Source organism: Paracholeplasma manati, assembly GCF_025742995.1.
Taxonomy (GTDB): Bacteria; Bacillota_I; Bacilli_A; order Acholeplasmatales; family UBA5453; genus Paracholeplasma; species Paracholeplasma manati.
Genome location: NZ_JAOVQM010000001.1, coordinates 1 through 18,744, shown reverse-complemented (window position 1 = coordinate 18,744; position 18,744 = coordinate 1). Strand labels below are relative to the sequence as shown.

The 18,744-nt window shown below is 34.1% G+C and carries 13 protein-coding genes; 10 read left to right on the top strand and 3 right to left on the bottom strand.

What is annotated here, in order from left to right; all coding sequences use genetic code 11:
* Positions 1-266: 266 nt before the first annotated feature.
* From N7548_RS00065 to N7548_RS00025, 9 genes are all read left to right on the top strand, one after another.
* Positions 267-2,048, top strand: a complete 1,782-nt coding sequence (locus N7548_RS00065) for a type I restriction-modification system subunit M (RefSeq protein ID WP_263607332.1) — start codon at positions 267-269, stop codon at positions 2,046-2,048.
* Positions 2,041-3,273 carry a restriction endonuclease subunit S gene (locus tag N7548_RS00060; protein ID WP_263607331.1) on the top strand — a complete coding sequence of 411 codons (1,233 nt, stop codon included), beginning with the start codon at positions 2,041-2,043 and terminating at the stop codon, positions 3,271-3,273. The genes N7548_RS00065 and N7548_RS00060 overlap by 8 nt, the downstream gene beginning before the upstream one ends.
* Positions 3,274-3,693 carry a hypothetical protein gene (locus N7548_RS00055; protein ID WP_263607330.1) on the top strand — a complete coding sequence of 140 codons (420 nt, stop codon included), beginning with the start codon at positions 3,274-3,276 and terminating at the stop codon, positions 3,691-3,693.
* Between the two features lie 4 nt (positions 3,694-3,697).
* Positions 3,698-6,691, top strand: a complete 2,994-nt coding sequence (locus N7548_RS00050) for a type I restriction endonuclease subunit R (RefSeq protein ID WP_263607329.1) — start codon at positions 3,698-3,700, stop codon at positions 6,689-6,691.
* A 98-nt stretch (positions 6,692-6,789) separates the two neighbouring features.
* Positions 6,790-8,850, top strand: a complete 2,061-nt coding sequence (locus N7548_RS00045) for a DUF262 domain-containing protein (RefSeq protein ID WP_263607328.1) — start codon at positions 6,790-6,792, stop codon at positions 8,848-8,850.
* Between the two features lie 201 nt (positions 8,851-9,051).
* The gene (locus N7548_RS00040) at positions 9,052-9,948 is read left to right on the top strand and encodes a nucleotidyltransferase domain-containing protein (RefSeq protein WP_263607327.1); all 897 of its coding nucleotides are present in this window, start codon (positions 9,052-9,054) and stop codon (positions 9,946-9,948) included.
* 92 nt (positions 9,949-10,040) lie between these two features.
* Complete coding sequence (locus N7548_RS00035; protein WP_263607326.1) at positions 10,041-10,988, top strand: macro domain-containing protein; 948 nt, start codon at positions 10,041-10,043, stop codon at positions 10,986-10,988.
* Positions 10,989-11,093: 105 nt separating this feature from the next.
* Complete coding sequence (locus N7548_RS00030) at positions 11,094-11,738, top strand: vWA domain-containing protein (RefSeq protein WP_263607325.1); 645 nt, start codon at positions 11,094-11,096, stop codon at positions 11,736-11,738.
* Between the two features lie 86 nt (positions 11,739-11,824).
* Positions 11,825-12,070 carry a hypothetical protein gene (locus N7548_RS00025; RefSeq protein WP_263607324.1) on the top strand — a complete coding sequence of 82 codons (246 nt, stop codon included), beginning with the start codon at positions 11,825-11,827 and terminating at the stop codon, positions 12,068-12,070.
* Between the two features lie 76 nt (positions 12,071-12,146).
* On the opposite strand, the gene N7548_RS00020 is transcribed toward N7548_RS00025, so the two are convergent.
* From N7548_RS00020 to guaB, 3 genes are all read right to left on the bottom strand, one after another.
* Entirely contained in the window at positions 12,147-14,729 is a 2,583-nt protein-coding gene (locus tag N7548_RS00020; protein WP_263607323.1) for an ABC transporter ATP-binding protein/permease, read from the bottom strand.
* A gap of 201 nt (positions 14,730-14,930) precedes the next feature.
* Positions 14,931-16,460: a glutamine-hydrolyzing GMP synthase gene (gene guaA / locus N7548_RS00015; protein WP_263607322.1), complete on the bottom strand. Its 1,530-nt coding sequence runs from the start codon at positions 16,458-16,460 to the stop codon at positions 14,931-14,933.
* A complete protein-coding gene (gene guaB, locus N7548_RS00010; protein WP_263607321.1) occupies positions 16,453-17,580 on the bottom strand; it encodes an IMP dehydrogenase in 1,128 nt (375 codons plus the stop codon). The genes guaA and guaB overlap by 8 nt, the downstream gene beginning before the upstream one ends.
* Positions 17,581-17,752: 172 nt before the next feature.
* Between guaB and N7548_RS00005 the strand changes: the two genes are divergently transcribed.
* A complete protein-coding gene (locus N7548_RS00005; protein ID WP_263607320.1) occupies positions 17,753-18,541 on the top strand; it encodes a CPBP family intramembrane glutamic endopeptidase in 789 nt (262 codons plus the stop codon).
* Positions 18,542-18,744: the final 203 nt, after the last annotated feature.

The window sequence follows — 18,744 nt, the reverse complement described above, 5'->3', positions numbered from 1 at the left end:
TAAACGAAGGGGGTTACGAATGTTTATAAGAAGTGCTATAATAATGTTAATTATACGATGAAAGGATAGTCCTATGATATAAATAAGAATACTTAGAGAAAAAAATGTTACTTTCCCAAAAAGAACTAGCTGAAATACTAGGGATTTCATTTGTTTCACTTAATCGATGTTAAACAAAGAAATTTAATCCTAATATTAAAGTCAAGAAAAAATAAATGATTTGTTCATTAAGTATAACGTCAACACAGAAAAGAGGAGTATCAATAATGACAACTGCAGAGATTGGTAAACAAACAACAACTAATATTCAAGAAAAAGCAAATCTAATATGGGCAATCGCGAACCATCTTGTTGGATTATTTAAGCCACACGAGTACGGTAAGGTTATCTTACCAATGACAGTTTTAAAGAGATTTGACGACGCTTTAAGAGAAACAAAACAAGAAGTTTTTGCACTTAATAAAAAATTAAACGAACAAAAGACAATTGATGCCATTAGGGATGGATTACTATGCAAAACCACTGGTTATGATTTTTATAATGTTAGCCCATTTACTTTTGCAAACCTATTAGCAGATCCTGATAATATTGCATCTAATTTTGATACATATTTAAAAGGATTCTCTGATAACGTAAAAGATATTATTTCCAATTTTAAATTTGAACAAGTTTTAGAAACAATGCATAAAGGGAATGTGCTTTATATCGTTATTCAAGAGTTTAATTCTAAGAAAGCAGATATGCACCCAGATAAAATCACATCCATGGACATGGGCTATATTTTTGAGGAACTCATTCGTAAGTTTTCTGAATCCTATGATGAACAAGCAGGAGCGCACTTTACATCAAGAGACATCATTTATCTAATGGCTGAACTTTTAGTAGCTAATGAAAAAGACCATTTCAAACAAAATGGTGTTGTTAAGACCGCGTATGACATGGCAATGGGTACATCACAGATGTTAGGATGTTTGGATGAAAAAATGAAAGAGATTAACTCCGATTCAAAGTTATCTCTATTTGGTCAAGAGTTTAATCCTGAAACCTATGCAATCGCAAAAGCAGATATGCTCATTAAAGGTGGAAATGCTCAGAACATGAAGTTTGGCGATACACTAAGTGACGATCAATTTTCAAATTATGAATTTGACTATATCATTTCTAATCCACCGTTTGGTATTGATTGGAAGCTTGAAGAAAAACAAGTCAAACAAGAATATACTAAATTAGGTTATGATGGCAGATTTGGACCAGGCTTGCCTGCAATCAGTGATGGACAAATGCTCTTTCTACTTAACGGTGTAAAGAAGTTAAAAGAAGGTTCTGGTAGAATGGCAATCATTCAAAACGGATCTTCGCTCTTTACAGGAGATGCCGGTAGTGGCCCGAGTGAAATAAGAAAATATTTAATTGAAAGTGATCTTTTAGAAGCAATCATTCAATTACCAACTGACCTTTTTTACAATACCGGAATATCAACTTATATATGGATAGTATCTAAAAATAAGAATAAGGATCGTTTAGGAAAAATTCAGCTACTTGACGCTTCTAATTGTTATGTGAAAAGAAGAAAAAACATTGGTAAGAAACGTGTTGACTTAGATGATGCATCCATTGACTTAATTACTAAAGCCTATTTAGATTTCAAAGAAGCAAAATATGAAGAATATGAGTTAGTTGTTGAATCAAAAATATTCGATAATGACTTCTTTGGATACACAAAAGTAACTGTTGAATCACCAATTACAGATGAAAATGGTAAACCAATTCTTAAAAAAGGAAAACCTCAAGCAGATTCAAAGAAACGTGATACTGAATTAGTACCACTACAAGAAAATATCGACGCTTTCTTTAAAGAAAATGTATTACCTTATAATTCATCAGCTTGGATGGATCGAAGCAAAGATAAAGTCGGTTATGAAATACCATTTACAAGATTATTTTATAAGTTCGTTCCGCCCAAGGCATCCTCAGATATATTCGCTGAGATTAAACAACTTGAAGAAGAAGAGACACAACTGATGAAGGAGTTGTTTGGTAATGAGTAATACTGATTGGTATGGGGTAGTTCCTTCGTCTTGGAGTATTAGTCGAATAAAAAATATTCTTATTGAAAGAAATGAAAGTAACAATCCTATTAAGACAGATTTTATCTTATCATTAACCAACGATAGAGGTGTTATTCCATATTCAGAAAAAGGTGCAGTAGGTAATAATTCAAAAGAGGATATTAAAGGCTATAAGTTAGCATATCCAGGAGATTTAGTACTAAATAGTATGAATGTTGTTATAGGATCTGTTGGTATCTCTAATTACTTTGGATGTGTAAGTCCTGTTTACTACATGTTAAGACCCAGAAATCAAAATGACTCAATAGAGTTTTATAACTATTTATTCCAAACGACTGAACTTCAAAATGCTCTAAAAGGTTATGGTAATGGGATTTTAGAAATTAGAATGAGAATCGCTATGTCTAAACTAAATACTTTTTTGCTACCCAAACCTGATTGCAGCGTACAAAACAAAATCGTCCGAAAAATAAAGGAATCAGAAGTTAAAATAGATCAACTTATCAATAATCAACAGCAACAAATCGAAAAACTTAAAGAATATAAGCAATCACTGATTAGTGAGGTTGTTACTAAAGGATTGGATCCTAATGTTGAGTTTAAAGATAGTGGTATAAAGTGGATTGGTAGAATACCCACTAAGTGGCGTATAGTTCCATTAAAACACTCACATTTAATAACGATGGGTCAGTCACCAAAATCTGAATCATACAATACCGATCAAATGGGTAAACCGTTTTTAGGAGGCAACTCAGATATTAGTGAGGGTTTTAGTAATCCAAAGTATTATACTACTGAGATTACAAAAACATGCGATAAATACGATATATTAATGTCTGTAAGAGCACCAGTTGGGACAGTTGCTGTATCTTTGCATGATGCTGTACTTGGTCGAGGATTATGCAGTGTTAAATCCAATATATCAAATGAATATTCTTTTTTTTACATGACTTTCCTTGAAAATAAATGGGATGAATTTATTTCTGGAACAACTTTTGAGTCTGTAAATGCTGATGATATAAAAAATATATCATTTGTTCTACCAAGCTTGAAGGAAATACAAGAAATGGTTGTGTTTTTAAGAGATAAAACAATGAAAATTGAAAAACTTATCAAGTTGAAGAATGATAAAATAAGCTTACTAAACGAATATAAAAAATCCCTTATCTATGAATATGTAACAGGTAAGAAAGAAGTATCATAAATGAGAGATGTAAAATCAATGATTGGTGGCATTATTTTATTGATACTAATTGCTACTGGAGTATTCTCAGTCCTATTAGAGTTGACTAGTGAATTCATTAAACTGACTCTATGGATATTTCAATTAAGTTTAACTGATTTTGGATTACCACCAGCAATTGAAATCATTATTAAATCACTGACATTCATACTATCTTATGCTTTAGTGGGTATTATATTTAATTTGATTGGACTATTTGATTCAAATGTGATGAAGTATGTTTATTTTGTAATATCAACATTAATTGGCTTTGCATTAAGTGCAGTTATCATGTTTTTACAAGAACATATCATCATAATCTCCTGGACCATATTAGGGGTAACTATTATTACGATAATCACTATATTATTACTAAAGAGAAGAAACACTTTAAAGAGGTGAATCTATGCAAGATAATGAAAAAAGGTTTGAAGAGGATATCGAGTCTCATTTAATCAATCATGACTATAGAAAACTTTCGATGCAGGGTTATGATGTATCAAAAGGCATTTATCTGGATATCCTTGTAGAGTTTATCAAAAAAACTCAAACTAAATCATGGGAACGATATGAAAAATATTATGGTGATGATGCACCAAATAAACTATATCGTAGACTAGAAGATTCTATAAGCCATCATGGACTCCTTCATGTCTTGAGAAACGGTATTAAAGATATGGGCATAGATCTTTTTGTCTGTTTTTTTAAGCCCGAATCTGAGTTGAACCCAACATTAGTAGAACGTTATGAAGGTAACATATTGGGTGTTACAAGACAATTTGCATATTCACCAGTTAATAACAATACGATTGATATGGTGCTATCTATCAATGGTATTCCTTTTATTGCAATTGAACTTAAAAACCAATTAAAAGGTCAAGATTATAGAAATGCCATGCATCAATGGCGTTATGATCGTGATCCTAAAGAACTAATATTCAGATTCAATCATAGAATATTGGTTTATTTTGCTGTCGACTTGTATGAAACATGGATGACTACAGAGTTAAAAGGTGCGGATACATATTTCTTACCGTTCAATCAAGGATCTAATGGATCTGGTGTAAGTGGTGGCGCAGGTAATCCACAAAACTATGATGGTTATACCACATCGTATCTATGGGAAGATGTATTATCAAAAACATCCATCATAGATATACTCCATCGTTTTATATCAAATCCAAAAGATTCTAAGAAAATAATATTCCCTAGATATCATCAGTATGATGTCGTTAAAAAAGTACTATCCGATGTTAAAACAAATGGTGTAGGTCAAAAGTATTTAATTGAACATAGTGCTGGTTCTGGTAAATCCAATTCAATCGCTTGGATTGCATACCGATTAGCATCTGTTCATGATTTGAATGATAAACCAATATTTGATTCAGTCATTATTGTTACTGACCGTGTAGTATTGGATTCTCAACTACAAGACACGATTAACGGATTTGAACATAAAGTGGGATTAGTTGAAGCAATCGATGATAAGAAACGTTCCATAGGTCTTACTGAAGCAATCAATGATAAGAAACGTATCATTATCTGTACGATTCAAAAATTCTTATTTGCCTATAAAGATTTCGATGAAATGGCAGGGAGAAAATTTGCAATTATTGTGGATGAAGCCCATCAAGGTCAGACAGGTGCGAGTGCTAAAACTTTAAGAAGAGCACTGATTGATAAGAAAATTGCTATTAAAGAGTATGCAGAGATGGAAGGCATTGAAGAAGACGATGTTGATGATACTGATGAACTTGTTGCCGAAGTATTAGCACAAGGACAACACAGTAATCAATCCTTTTTCGCTTTCACTGCAACACCTAAAAACAAAACAATTGAACTCTTTGGTAGAAAAAATCCAACTACTGGAAAGCATGAACCATTTCATATTTATTCGATGAGACAAGCCATAGAAGAAGGGTTTATTTTAGATGTACTCAAATACTATACAACGCTTCAAGACCAATTTAGAATTGTAAGAACAACACAAGATAATCCAGAAGTTATCGAAGGACAAGCAAAAAGAGTCCTTGTAAGGTATTACAAAGAACATGGATTTACCATTCACAAGAAAACAGAACTTATTATGGACAATTTCTTAAACAATGGTCAATTCAGAATTGATGGTAAAGCTAAAGCGATGGTAATCGCTGATTCTAGACCAAACGCAGTAAGGTATTATCTAGCAATCCAGGAATACATAAAGAATAATCCCAATATAACTTCTAGTATTGGTGTGCTGGTTGCGTTTTCTGGTGAAGTCCAACTTGATGGTAAGTCTTTTAGAGAAGCAGAAATGAATATCGATAAAGATGGGCATTACATTAACTCTGATAAAAAACTAAGAAAAGCATTTCGTAGTGATGAATTCAATATCTTAGTTGTTGCTAATAAATACCAAACTGGATTTGATGAACCTCTACTACATTCGATGTATGTAGACAAAAAGCTTCATGGTGTGAATGCTGTTCAAACACTGTCCCGATTAAACCGCGTTAATCCAGGTAAAGTGGATACATTTGTAATGGATTTTGTTAATACACATGAAGAAATGAAAAAATCTTTCCAACCATTTTTTGAAACAACCTATTTAGATGGACAAACAGACTATAATCGTGTATATGACTTAAGAACAAAGATACATAGTTATATGTTATATAACGATCAAGATGTCGATGTTTTTGCGAAAATCAAAATAGAAGCAGCAAAGAAACAAGATGATAAAGCGCTTGGACGTGTTACTAGCATCCTGAAACCTGTGATTGATCAGTATCTAGAATTATCTGAAAAACAAAAATATGAATATAGAGATTTGTTAAGGAAATTTAATCACGCTTACTCATATATCACTCAAATAGTAAGAATAAATGACAAAGAATTGTTCAAGGAATTCATGTTCATTTCATATCTCATCAATTTATTACCAAAAGATACTGCAGAAAAAATCAGTATTGACGACAAGATTACGCTAGAGTTTGCTAAACTTAAAGAAACATATAAGGGTAGTATAGAATTAGAGAAGACGTCAGCTGACTTGAAACCTGAACAAACACTTGATGCGAAAAGAAAACCTAAATCTAAGGATACGCTACAAAGTATCATTGATAAAGTGAATGAACTATACATGGGTCAATTTACTGACAGCGATAAAGTGATTATTTCTGGTATCTTTGAGATGTTCATGAATGATCCAGAAGTTAAAAAATATGCTCAATACGCAAAAGATAATAACCCTGAAATGTTTATCAAGAGCTTATTCCCTGATAAGTTCAAAGATATAGCCCTTAAATTATTCAGTGAAAATAATGACTCATTTGAAAAGTTATTCACAGATACCTCATTTTATGAGAGAGTCATGGATGCAATGGCAAAAGAACTATATAAAAAACTACGAAAATAGCAAAAGTTGTATCAAATAACATTTGATCTAAAGAATAATATCAAGAATAGTATATAGATTGGATCAATTTTTCTAATACATGACAATAAGGAGACAATATGGAAGCAAGAGAAAAACCATTGTTACAAGAGATTATCGGGGGTATTAAATGCCAATTTGTAATACCTGTGTTTCAACGCAATTATGAGTGGAAACAAAAAGAGTGTGAAAAACTATTTAATGATGTACTTGAACTAGCAAAATCTAGTATTGATTATCCAGACCGCAAGCACTTTGTAGGTGCGATAGTCTATAAATTTGTTAAAATAGTAAATCAGTCATTTAATCAATATGTTCTCATTGATGGTCAACAAAGAATAACCTCAATTACACTTATTTTAAAGGCCTTGATCGATTATTTGTCCAATACGAATGAACTAACCAATGTAAAAGATGAGATATTAGAAACATATTTAACGAATAAATTTGTTCCAAGTGATAACTTTAAGCTAAAACTAAAACCTAATAAAGTTGATAACATTAATTTTAATAAATTGATGACTGGTGATGGTGATATTGATCAATTATCACTTATTTATCGTAACTATAGATATTTTTACGATCGAATCAGTAAGCTTGAAGTTCCGATAGAAGATTTCTACAACGCTTTGCAAAGACTAGAAGGTGTATCTGTTTCTTTAGATGAAAAAGACAACCCACAAGTAATTTTCGAAAGCCTAAACCATACAGGAATTGATTTAAGTGATGCTGACTTAATTAGAAATTTCCTTTTGATGAATACACCTGAAGGAAAACAAGATGAATTATATAATAACTACTGGATAAAAATTGAGCAATTATTGGATAAGAATTTACTAGGATTCATCAGGGATTATTTATCGTTTAAAAATGGATCTATACCCGCAACAAAAGAAGTATATAGCACATTTCAAAAACATTATCGTAATGAAAATGTATCTATTGAGAAATTTCTGTCTGATTTTTTAGAGTTGGCTAAAATTTATAATTTATTATTAAAGCCAGTAATACCTGCAAATGATTCTTTACAAAAGGCTTTAAATGATTTTATTTCCTTAGGCATGCAAACGACCTACCCGTTTATTTTCGCATTACTCATTGACAACAATAAAGAACAGATATCTAATGATTCTTTAGCAAATATAATTAATCTAATAGAAACATACGTTCTTAGAAGAAACATATGCGGCGTTCAAGGTGGAGCATTATCTCAAATTATGGCTGGTTTATATAATACCTTGATAAAAAAACATAAACAGAACTTTTATAAGAATACATATGATAAAATTGCGATTTACTTAATAGGAATAACAACTAATGCCAGATTTCCGAAGGATGATGAGTTTGAAAGAGAATTTATATCAAAAGACTTGTTCACCAATAGAAATATTTTTTATATACTTCAAAAGATTGAACAAAAAGTACAAACTAAAGAGTTGGTCGATTTCTCTAATCTTACTATTGAACATGTTATGCCACAAAAACTCACAAACGAATGGAAAAAAGTACTCGGAGAAAATTTCCAAACAATTCATGATAATTTTAAGAACAATATAGGAAATCTAACACTTACTGCATATAATTCGGAAATGTCAAACAAACCTTTCAATGAGAAAAAGAAGCATACAGATTTTTCACGTTTAGTGCTAAATCAATACTTTAAATCGATTGAATTATGGAATGATATTGAGATTAGAAAACGAGCCAACAATTTATTCAATGAAGCCAAAAGTATATGGAAATATCCAAGTGTAAAAAATATTGAGGATATTAGTGAAAACTTTGTTTTTATCATGGAAGATGAGGACTTTCCATATACAGGTACATTGCCTGTAGGAATGAAAGTAAATGATGTTAATATTGTGGCTAACAACTGGGCACTATTAATTTCTGAGGTTATTAAGTATTTTTATAGTCTAGATAGAGAATTTTTATTGAGTCTATTAAGTTCAGAAAAATATAATGGTAAAAACGAAAGTTTTTTTGGTAACAACAAATCACTATTTAGAGCACCAGAAAAAATAGTAGATAACTATTACATTGAAACAAACTCATCGACAATTAGCAAAATAAAGACGATTAAAAATCTATTTGAAGACTTCGAACTGGAATCAAACAATATCATCTTATTTATTCAGTAATTATTCGCACAAAGATTTCGTATGTAAGTAGAATATTCTTTCCTGAATATTGATATTTATATATCATATAACGTTTTTACAAGATTTTTTATAAACACTGACATAAAAATGTATTGTATACTAACGGTGAGAAAAGATTACTTTACGAGAAGTTTACACTAATTTTAAACAGGTTCATACAAGAGAATAGGGGACAAATAGATGGATTTTCAAATTGCATCGAAGAATTTAAAAGTAGATATAGATTTTTTTGTTAGCAATTATCCTAAAATTAAATCAATATATTTATTCGGATCAAGAGCATATAAAACTAATAGTACGAGGTCTGATATTGATATCATAATTTTTAGTGATGAGCCTATACCGATTATATTTATAAATACCTACCATAGTACGCATGAATATCTAGATATTTTTACAGGAGATGAAAATAGTATTGTTTCATCAATAAATGGATCACGAATATATAAACGTGGTCGGGCTAAATTGATAAAACAGCTAGACGCAATTGAACTATGGAATAATAAAGAAAAACACAAAAATGTAGATTATTATAGACAAGATATCTTTCAAAATCAAAGATTTATTGATAGTGTTAGACCGACTACGGAAGGATTATCTTCATTTAAGAAAAAAATAAATATAATTTCTAATGATGAATGTTTGGTTTATTTTAACGAATCCATGATTGATTACCATCATGGATGCTTAACATCATGTGTATCCATGATTGGATTAGCCTGTGAGATGTTAATTGAAAGTTTAGTCACTTCATGTGAAAAGAAATATGCTCTAGATAACCCTGGTCGGATCTGGATAAACACATATGCTAACGGGCAAAAAACTGCAAAATCAAGATTGAATGGATTAGAAGAATATTTTAAAGCAGAAAAACCATTCTTTGAATCAAATGGACATAAAAAGCTTCAAGAGATGCTTGTCTCATTTGACGTTATACGAAATTATAGAAATAACGCTGATCATCCATCACAGTATATGTTTGAAAAAGGTGAATGCGATCAATTATATTCTTCAATAAGTATTCACCTGGAAAAAATTGTTAAACTTACCGAGTTTATGCAAACTCTTTATCCTTAAATTTAATTCCTGACATTTTTTCTATCAAAATGCGTGCTAATTTTTGATTTAAGTACATTCATCGCTTTAATTATCGATAGGAGATGATCTACATGCCTTTTGAAATTCTTAGAAACGATATATTGACCATGAAAGTGGATGCGATTGTAAACTCAACCAGTTCAGAACCCTTCATCTTTGGTGGATTGGATGCGAAAATCCATCAACAAGCCGGTCCTGAATTGATTCAAGACCGTCGTATGTATGGCACATTAAAGTTGTCTGAACCCATCATCACCAAAGGATACAACCTATTATCTAAATACGTCATCCATGTGGTTGGTCCCATCTATAAGAATGGCAAGTTCAATGAAAAACAACAACTGAAATCTACCTATCAACATGTGTTAGAATTGGCTCAAAACAAGAACCTTGAAAGCATTGCCTTCCCTTTAATCTCTTCAGGTGTATATCGATACCCTAGAAAAGAAGCCTTAGAGGTTGCTTTAGAAGTCATCAAACAGTTTTCTTTAACCTCTGACATGATGATCTATTTGGTCGTTTATGACGATGCTTCCTATGAAGTATCGAAACCATTCATAAACAAAACTGAAACTGATCAAACCTTGTCTATGAATTACTTTGCAGAGCGTGCAATGGCTGTGAAGGTGTTACGAAAGAAACCCAGATCCATCGATGAACTCATCGAAGAAATTGACTTTACTTTCCAAGAGATGCTCTTTAAGTTCATCGATCAAAAAGGGTTGAATGATGTCGATGTTTATAAGAAAGCGAACGTGGACAGAAAACTCTTTTCAAAGATCAAATCCAATCGCTTCTATCAACCCAGCAAATCCACCGCTTTAGCATTCTCTATCGCATTAGAGCTCAATTTAGATGAAACCCTAGACTTATTAAAGAAAGCCGGATACACCTTATCCGATGCGATACCACTCGATATCATCGTGGCTTATCATATTGAAAAAGCCATCTATGATATCTATGAAATCAATATGGTACTATTTGATAAAGGGGAGCATTCCATCGGTTCAATGAACTGATGAATTACTCAATTACTTTTAGCTTGTCATAATCAATGTCGCTTTTGAAACGACCAATTCCATCTTTATATTGTGTATTATGAACTCAGAAAGGGTGAAATACATATGAAAAAAGATTTGGTGGAATTGGTTTTTATTTTAGACAGAAGTGGTTCGATGTCAGGCTTAGAACAAGAGACCATTGCGGGATTCAATCGTTTGATTCAACAACAAAAAGAAGTTCAAGGTGAAGCCTTGGTATCAACCGTATTGTTTGATGATCGATTTGAAGTCTTGCATAACAGGGTGTCTATTCAAAAGATTGAAAATATGACATCGAAAGATTACTACGTGAGAGGGTCAACCGCTTTGTTGGATGCGATCGGACGCAGCATCTTAAAGATTAGAAATGTCCATAAAGCATTAGAAGAGGCACAAAGACCTGAAAAGACTGTATTCTTCATTACCACCGATGGTATGGAGAATGCATCGGTGGAATTCAACTATGAAAATCTCAATGAATACATTCAACTTCAAAAGGAAAAGTATGGTTGGGAATTCATCTTCATTGGTGCGAATATTGACGCGATTGGTACTGCTAGGAAATTTGGTATTGATGCAGATAGAGCGGTCAATTATCGCTCCGATAAAAGAGGTACTAACTTAAACTATAAAGTGATGAATGAAACCATCACAAACTTACGTCAACACAAGTCGATTGATGTGGATTGGAAAAAAGACATCGATGCGGATTTTAAAGAACGTAAATAAATCTTTCAAAAAGGTGAAATCCATTTGATTATTGTACAAAAATAATCATTTTGTAGTACAATGAAATCAAAAGAGGAGGATTTACCATGTATAAAACAGTCGTTATCGATCGTATTAAAAAGGCACACGAACGTGCAGTTAAAGTAGAAGAAGTCATCAATCAATATGAAGCAGATGGTTGGGACTACATCAATTGTATGGGTACCGCGAAACAAGAAACCATTCTTGTGTTCCAACAAAATCCAACCGCTAAACTCAATAAAGATATCAATAAAGGTATCCAAGAAGTGAAGGGTAAACTCAATCAAATCGTGGATGTCATTAAGAAATAAATCACATCGAACTCAAATGAAAGGCACCAGCATTTTTTGCTGGTGCCTTAGTGTTTTTGAGTTCTATGGACATAAACTATTTTAGAATTGAGATAATCGATTTTTTCATAAAACGTCGTATTGGCAGTACTGTATATATAACCACAATGATGACTAAACCAACGATTTGAAACAACATACTCACAAAAGACGGTTGTAGATAATTAAAATAAATGCCAAACGATGTTTTCATGAATGCGTTAAAGCCACGCATGGATATCTGTATTAACATGACAGATAGGGTAGAAACAACCACTGTAATGACGAGGTTTTCAGCCATAAAGATATGAATGATATTTTTAGTAGAGAACCCAAGGGATCTAAGTATGCCAATATGACGTCGATGTTTTTCTATGTGACTTTGAACAAACAAGAATATTAACACGATGGAAAGTATGGTAAATACAATCGAGAATACGAATGAAATGAATGCAGTTAATTGAGTTGTTTGTTTCATTTGGTTAACCAAATAAATGGCTGGTGATGTGTACTCAAATTCGGGGTTCTCATTCATAAATCGGATGAGTTGTGAAGTGTCTGCACTCACCACATAAATTTGCTCAATATAGTTGAAGTGTTTCAGGATTAAGTCTGCATACAAATCGTTCGAAATAATTGTATCAAATGTTGTGAACCCAACAATTTCAATGTTTTCTAAGTAGATGTCATCTGTTGAACTAACAATACTTAAATTTGAAAAGACATTCCCGTCAAGTGCATTCAAGTAATCCTTTTGTGCGATGTTCTCGAAATAGGCTTGATTGTGTTCTAAATCATACATATTAATTTCATGGCTAAGAATATATGTGACATAATCAGTCGCGGTTGATGAAGGACCAAAATCCGCCTTAAACTGTGCTTCAATCGATGGAAAATGCGATTGTGCATAATCTTGTATCATCTCATATATTTGATTCGATGTGGTGAAATGAAAATCATCAATTGATGTATTGTTTGCAGTTAAAAATGTATTTAATCTGATTACCATTTGATTGTCAGTTAATGTGTCGATAGGTTCATTTAACCAAATGACATCATCGTTTTCGAAATCCAGTATTTTAATAGAAGGCATCCATTGACTCAAATTTTGAGTCACGATATTGGATTGATTATCATAGTGTATTCGATAATAGTCATTTAAATTCGCACCATACTGCCCAATTATCGTGGGAAAAGTAAATCTAGATTCGATGGAAGGTGTATCTTCAAAGGCATCTTTAACAAACACAAATCTTTCTAACCCACTCTTTTTAAAATCGACAAATTCTGGATTCACTTGAGTGGAATCCTCCAACCAATAGCGTTCATTAAAGTGCGTATCCAATACCCCAGAGATCAAGTATTCGGTATCGTCAATGATGAAATATTTGCCAATCATACTTTGATGGTCTTCTGGAAAAAACGACATCGTTTGATATTGATAACCCAATGTATGAAAGAACTGATAAGTATAGCTTGTGATGACAATATCAGTAGGCTGGATTGGTAAATCACCGATTAAGGTATAACCACTTAAATCCAAAAATGATTGATCAATCGACATGAAACCTTCGATGGATGCATTATGATATATGTCGGTATTGATGAGTAACTCATTAAATCTAAAAATATGTGGGAAATAGTTGTATAAACCTATATTTGGATAGTTTGCTTTTAACGCATTAAACTCAAAAACGGTTAAATATTGTTTTTGATTACGATTGTAACCTGCAGATTCATGGTTTATACTCATGCTACTTAAATTCAATGAGTCAAGCGTTTCATAGATCGCTTTTGACTCATTAAAGTGCATACCTGCGAGGCTTAAAGCAAGGCTAGTCATAGACAACGTTAAGGTGAGAAGAATGATCAGTGATTTCACCAAACTTTGGCGAAATGACTTTAAGCCAATGTGTATTGAGTCCTTGAGTTTTAATAAGGATGGTTGAATGAGGGATGCCTTTGCTGGGTTACTCACAACATTTGAATCATCGATGGTGCCTGCTTGAATCCTTAACACCTTGTCCGCGAATTTCTGTGCATAACCTTCATCATGGGTAGCTACGATGATCAAGGTATCTTTTGAGAGTTTCTTAAGCAGATGAAATATTTGTAAACCGGTAGTTTCATCGAGTGCACCAGTAGGTTCATCTGCAATAATGACACTGGGCTTTTTTATCAAAGCTCGCGCAATGGCTAATCGTTGTTTTTGTCCACCAGAGAGTTGATGTGGCAATTTAAGTAAATCTTCATGCAGATCCATGTCAGACAGGGTAGCTTCTATTTCTTTTCGATCATAGGCACCATGGCTGGCGATACTGGTGTATTTCATGATATCCAAGATAGTCATGGTTTCAATCATATGATATTCTTGAAAAACAAACCCAATATGGGTGTTTCTAAACGCATCCAATTGTGTTTGGTTAAACATGTGTATTGGGAGGTTGTTGAAATGATATTCCCCTGAATCAACAAAGTCTAATCCACCGATGATATTGAGTAGCGTTGATTTTCCGCTACCTGATTTACCAAGGATACAGTATAGTCCTTTATGGTCAAACGATAAATGAATGTCTGAAAGGACATCTTGTGTATGGTCGCTAACGACATAAGATTTATCAACGTGTTTTAATGTAATCATTTTTTTTAGTCCTCTACTGGATGGGAATATGAAAAATGTAAAATATTAGATTTAATCCATTAATAACTATTATACCATGAGTTGATTAAGAGTAAAGATGAACTAATCTACGATGCTATATTTATTTAGAATAATCAAGTCTGATATGAGTGTATCAAACCAATTAAAAAGCACCAGCCTTTTTTCGCTGGTGCTCAGTGATCATTCCCATTCAATGGTACCAGGTGGTTTGGATGTGATGTCATAAACCACACGCCCTACCCCTTTAATTTCATTGGTGATTCTTGAAGATACTTTGGATAATACATCATAAGGGATGTGAGCGAAATCCGCGGTCATCCCGTCAATCGAAGTCACTGCACGAATCGCTAACACATATTCATAACTGCGGTTGTCACCTTTGACACCCACCGTTTTGATTGGTGTGAGCACCGTGAAGTATTGCCACACGGATTGGTTCAAACCGTGGGTTAAGAATTCATCTCTTAAGATTTGATCACTATTGGCGACGATTTTCAATTTTTCTTCGGTAACATCACCGATGATTCTAATCGCTAAACCAGGACCTGGAAAAGGTTGTCTTTGAACCAAGGCTTCGGGTAATCCTAGCGCTTGACCGAGTTTTCTAACCTCATCTTTAAACAATGTATTTAAGGGTTCAATTAGCTTTAAATTCATCTCTTTAGGTAACCCACCAACATTGTGGTGAGACTTTATCGTTTTCGCATGCTTTGTCCCAGATTCAATCAAATCGGTATATAATGTGCCTTGTGCAAGGAAAGTTGCGTTCTTTAATTTCTTGGTTTCAGCTTCAAATACGTCAATGAATGTCTTACCAATGATTTTTCGCTTGTCTTCGGGATTTTCTACCCCTTTGAGTTTTTCTAAGAATAACCCCTTCGCATCCACAACGACCAAGTTCAATTGGAAGTTTTGATTGAAATAATCGGCCACTTCTTGACCTTCATTTTTACGTAATAACCCATGGTCAACAAAGATACAGGTGAGTTGTTTGCCAATGGCTTTATCGAGTAATGCGGCGGCGACACTCGAGTCAACACCACCCGATAAACCCAGAATCACTTGTTGATCCAAAACCGTATTTTGGATTTTTTCCACTTGAGATTCGATGAATGTTGTCATCGACCAAGTACGTGACGCTTCGGTCAATTTGACAAACTGTTCTAACATGTAAAGCCCTTGTTCGGTATGGGTCACTTCAGGGTGAAATTGAATACCGAATAAACGTCTGGCAAGGTGTCTCATCATCACATGTTCTGTGGCACTGCTTTTAGCGGTACAGACAAAGAACGGGGGTAATACTTTCACTTGATCCCCATGACTCATCCATACCGATGTGGTTTTACCTAAACCAGCGGTTAAAGGATTTTCATCGATCAGGTCAATGTATGTTTTACCAAACTCATGGTGTTGACTACCTTCGACATAACCACCCAATAAATGTGCCATCAGCTGCATCCCATAACAAATCCCTAAGATGGGGATGTCTAGTTCAAACAATTGTTTTGGTACGGTAAAGCTGTCTTGGTCATAAACCGAATGTGGCCCACCCGATAAAATGAGGCCTTTAATCGAAGGGTCTTGTTTTATTTTATCTAATGAAATATCGTGTGGGACGAGTTCGCTATATACGCCAAGTTCGCGAATGCGTCTAACGATCAATTGGTTGTATTGACTACCAAAGTCTAAAACTAGGATTTTATCATTCATGGTAGTTCGGGGACGCTTTCATGTGTTTCACATCGTGGGGATGAGATTCTTTTAAACCAGCGTTGGTAATCTTCATGAATCTGGCGTAGAGTTTCATGTCTTCAATGGTCTTACAACCACAATAGCCCATCCCAGAACGTAAGCCACCCATCATTTGATAAATGACATCGTTGATTGGACCTTTGAAAGGCACACACGCTTCAATCCCTTCAGGGACCAACTTATTGAGTTCTTTAACCCCACCTTGGAAGTAGCGGTCAGAAGACCCTCGTTGCATGGCGGTTAAAGAACCCATGCCAATGTAGGTTTTGTATTTTAAACCATCGTGTTCAAAAATCTCACCAGGGGATTCAGTACACCCTGCGAGTAAACTACCCATCATCACACAGTCTGCACCAGCTGCCAAAGCTTTAGGAATGTCCCCAGACAGTTTAATCCCACCATCGGCGATGATGCCGACTTTGTATTGTTTCGCCACCGAATACACATCGTTGATGGCAGATAGTTGTGGGACCCCAACCCCTGCGACCACACGGGTCGTACAAATCGACCCAGGACCCACCCCGACTTTAAGACAGGTTGCACCAGCATAGATGAGATCGATCGCTGCTTGAGCGGTGACGATATTCCCACCAATGATGTCTAAATCTGGGTATTTGTGTCGTATCGATTTGATCGTATCGATGACGCCTTTGGAATGTCCATGGGCTGAATCTACCGCGATGATATCGACCCCTGCAGATACCAACGCATCGATGCGTTCTAAGGTATTCTTAGAAACACCCACCGCTGCCCCAACACGTAATCTACCCAATTCATCCTTGGTTGCGTCTGTTTCACTAAATGAGGCTGTTTTAACCAGTTGAATTTCTTTCACTTGGTCTTCAATCGACATATTCTTATGAATGATGCCTAAGCCACCCAGTTTCGCTAATGCGATGGCCATCGTTGACTCTGTCACCGTATCCATCGCTGCCGATAACACTGGGATGGCTAACGAGATCTTTTTAGTCAATTTCGTATCGAGTTTGACTTGAATGGGTACCACTTCGGAATACGATGGCACCAACAATAAATCATCAAATGTATAACCCTCCGCGGTTATCTTTTCTTTTAACATGCACCCTATCCCCCTTATTTATCAGCCATTTTATCATAGATAAGGGTAAAATAACCCAGTAAAATTGTAAAATAAGGGGTTAAGCGGTTTCATGGGGATTGATGATTTCACGTGCAGGTGTTACAATCAAATAGAAACGAATCGATACGAACTAAAAAAGGAAGAAACACTGATGAAAAAGGAAGCACTACTCGGTTTAATCATAGCTTGGTTATCGTATATCCCTCTAGGGTTTTGGATTGTCGAAACCCATACCTTCGGAGCGATTTATGATGGCTTGAATTTATCACAATCCATTCTTAGGTATTACATCACGGAAAATGCCTTTGATTTGGCATTTATGGGTATATTAACCATTGGATTATTTATCCTTGTTATCCATCGCTTTAGATACACCAAAAAAACCCATTTTAGAATCACAAACATCACCAAAATAGTGGTGTTATCGACCGTCTTAATTGCCATCCTTGGTATGGTTATTCAAGTATTCATCGTCGGTACTACCCACCCATTCCATGCGTACTTAGGTGAATACATCAAACAACTCTTATGGGTGGGTATGGTAGAAGAATTGATCTTTAGAGGGTACATTTTCATTGAGTTACTGAAACTAAAAACAGACAAGTTCAAACTCATCTATGTGGTCTTGTTATCTGCTTTGATGTTTTCAATCATTCATTTACCAGCTTATTTCTTATATAACAGCCAGTATGACTTCTTTTCTATCTTCTGGCGTCTATTATTTCCGTTTATGATAGGGATACTTTACGCTTATCTACTATATATGAATAAAGACATCATTTCGCTCATCTTCATTCACGCTACCTCCAACATGATATCCAATTATACCGGAACCATAGGCTTGGTTTGGGTCATTCTATTTTGGATAGGTTTAATCGGGTATACCTACTATGCTTATGTGGTTTATAAAAGAAATACAATGCAAATGAAAGTAGAATAATCGCCATCGTTATTCTATGATAAGTGAATAAAGTAGAATAAGCTACCTTGTTATTCTACGATAGTTGGAATATATAACAAAAAATTAGATAAAGGAAGTCAAGAATAACCAGATTATTTTTTATATCTATTTTTGTGCACACCTAAAAACCAGATTTGTAATCTAGTATTTTAAGTAGTATAATGAAATTGAAATTTATTGGT

Coding starts and splice junctions, on each gene's coding strand:
- N7548_RS00065 (WP_263607332.1), top strand. CDS start 267: ATGACAACTGCAGAGATTGGTAAACAAACAACAACTAATATTCAAGAA.
- N7548_RS00060 (WP_263607331.1), top strand. CDS start 2,041: ATGAGTAATACTGATTGGTATGGGGTAGTTCCTTCGTCTTGGAGTATT.
- N7548_RS00055 (WP_263607330.1), top strand. CDS start 3,274: ATGAGAGATGTAAAATCAATGATTGGTGGCATTATTTTATTGATACTA.
- N7548_RS00050 (WP_263607329.1), top strand. CDS start 3,698: ATGCAAGATAATGAAAAAAGGTTTGAAGAGGATATCGAGTCTCATTTA.
- N7548_RS00045 (WP_263607328.1), top strand. CDS start 6,790: ATGGAAGCAAGAGAAAAACCATTGTTACAAGAGATTATCGGGGGTATT.
- N7548_RS00040 (WP_263607327.1), top strand. CDS start 9,052: ATGGATTTTCAAATTGCATCGAAGAATTTAAAAGTAGATATAGATTTT.
- N7548_RS00035 (WP_263607326.1), top strand. CDS start 10,041: ATGCCTTTTGAAATTCTTAGAAACGATATATTGACCATGAAAGTGGAT.
- N7548_RS00030 (WP_263607325.1), top strand. CDS start 11,094: ATGAAAAAAGATTTGGTGGAATTGGTTTTTATTTTAGACAGAAGTGGT.
- N7548_RS00025 (WP_263607324.1), top strand. CDS start 11,825: ATGTATAAAACAGTCGTTATCGATCGTATTAAAAAGGCACACGAACGT.
- N7548_RS00020 (WP_263607323.1), bottom strand. CDS start 14,729: ATGATTACATTAAAACACGTTGATAAATCTTATGTCGTTAGCGACCAT.
- guaA (WP_263607322.1), bottom strand. CDS start 16,460: ATGAATGATAAAATCCTAGTTTTAGACTTTGGTAGTCAATACAACCAA.
- guaB (WP_263607321.1), bottom strand. CDS start 17,580: ATGTTAAAAGAAAAGATAACCGCGGAGGGTTATACATTTGATGATTTA.
- N7548_RS00005 (WP_263607320.1), top strand. CDS start 17,753: ATGAAAAAGGAAGCACTACTCGGTTTAATCATAGCTTGGTTATCGTAT.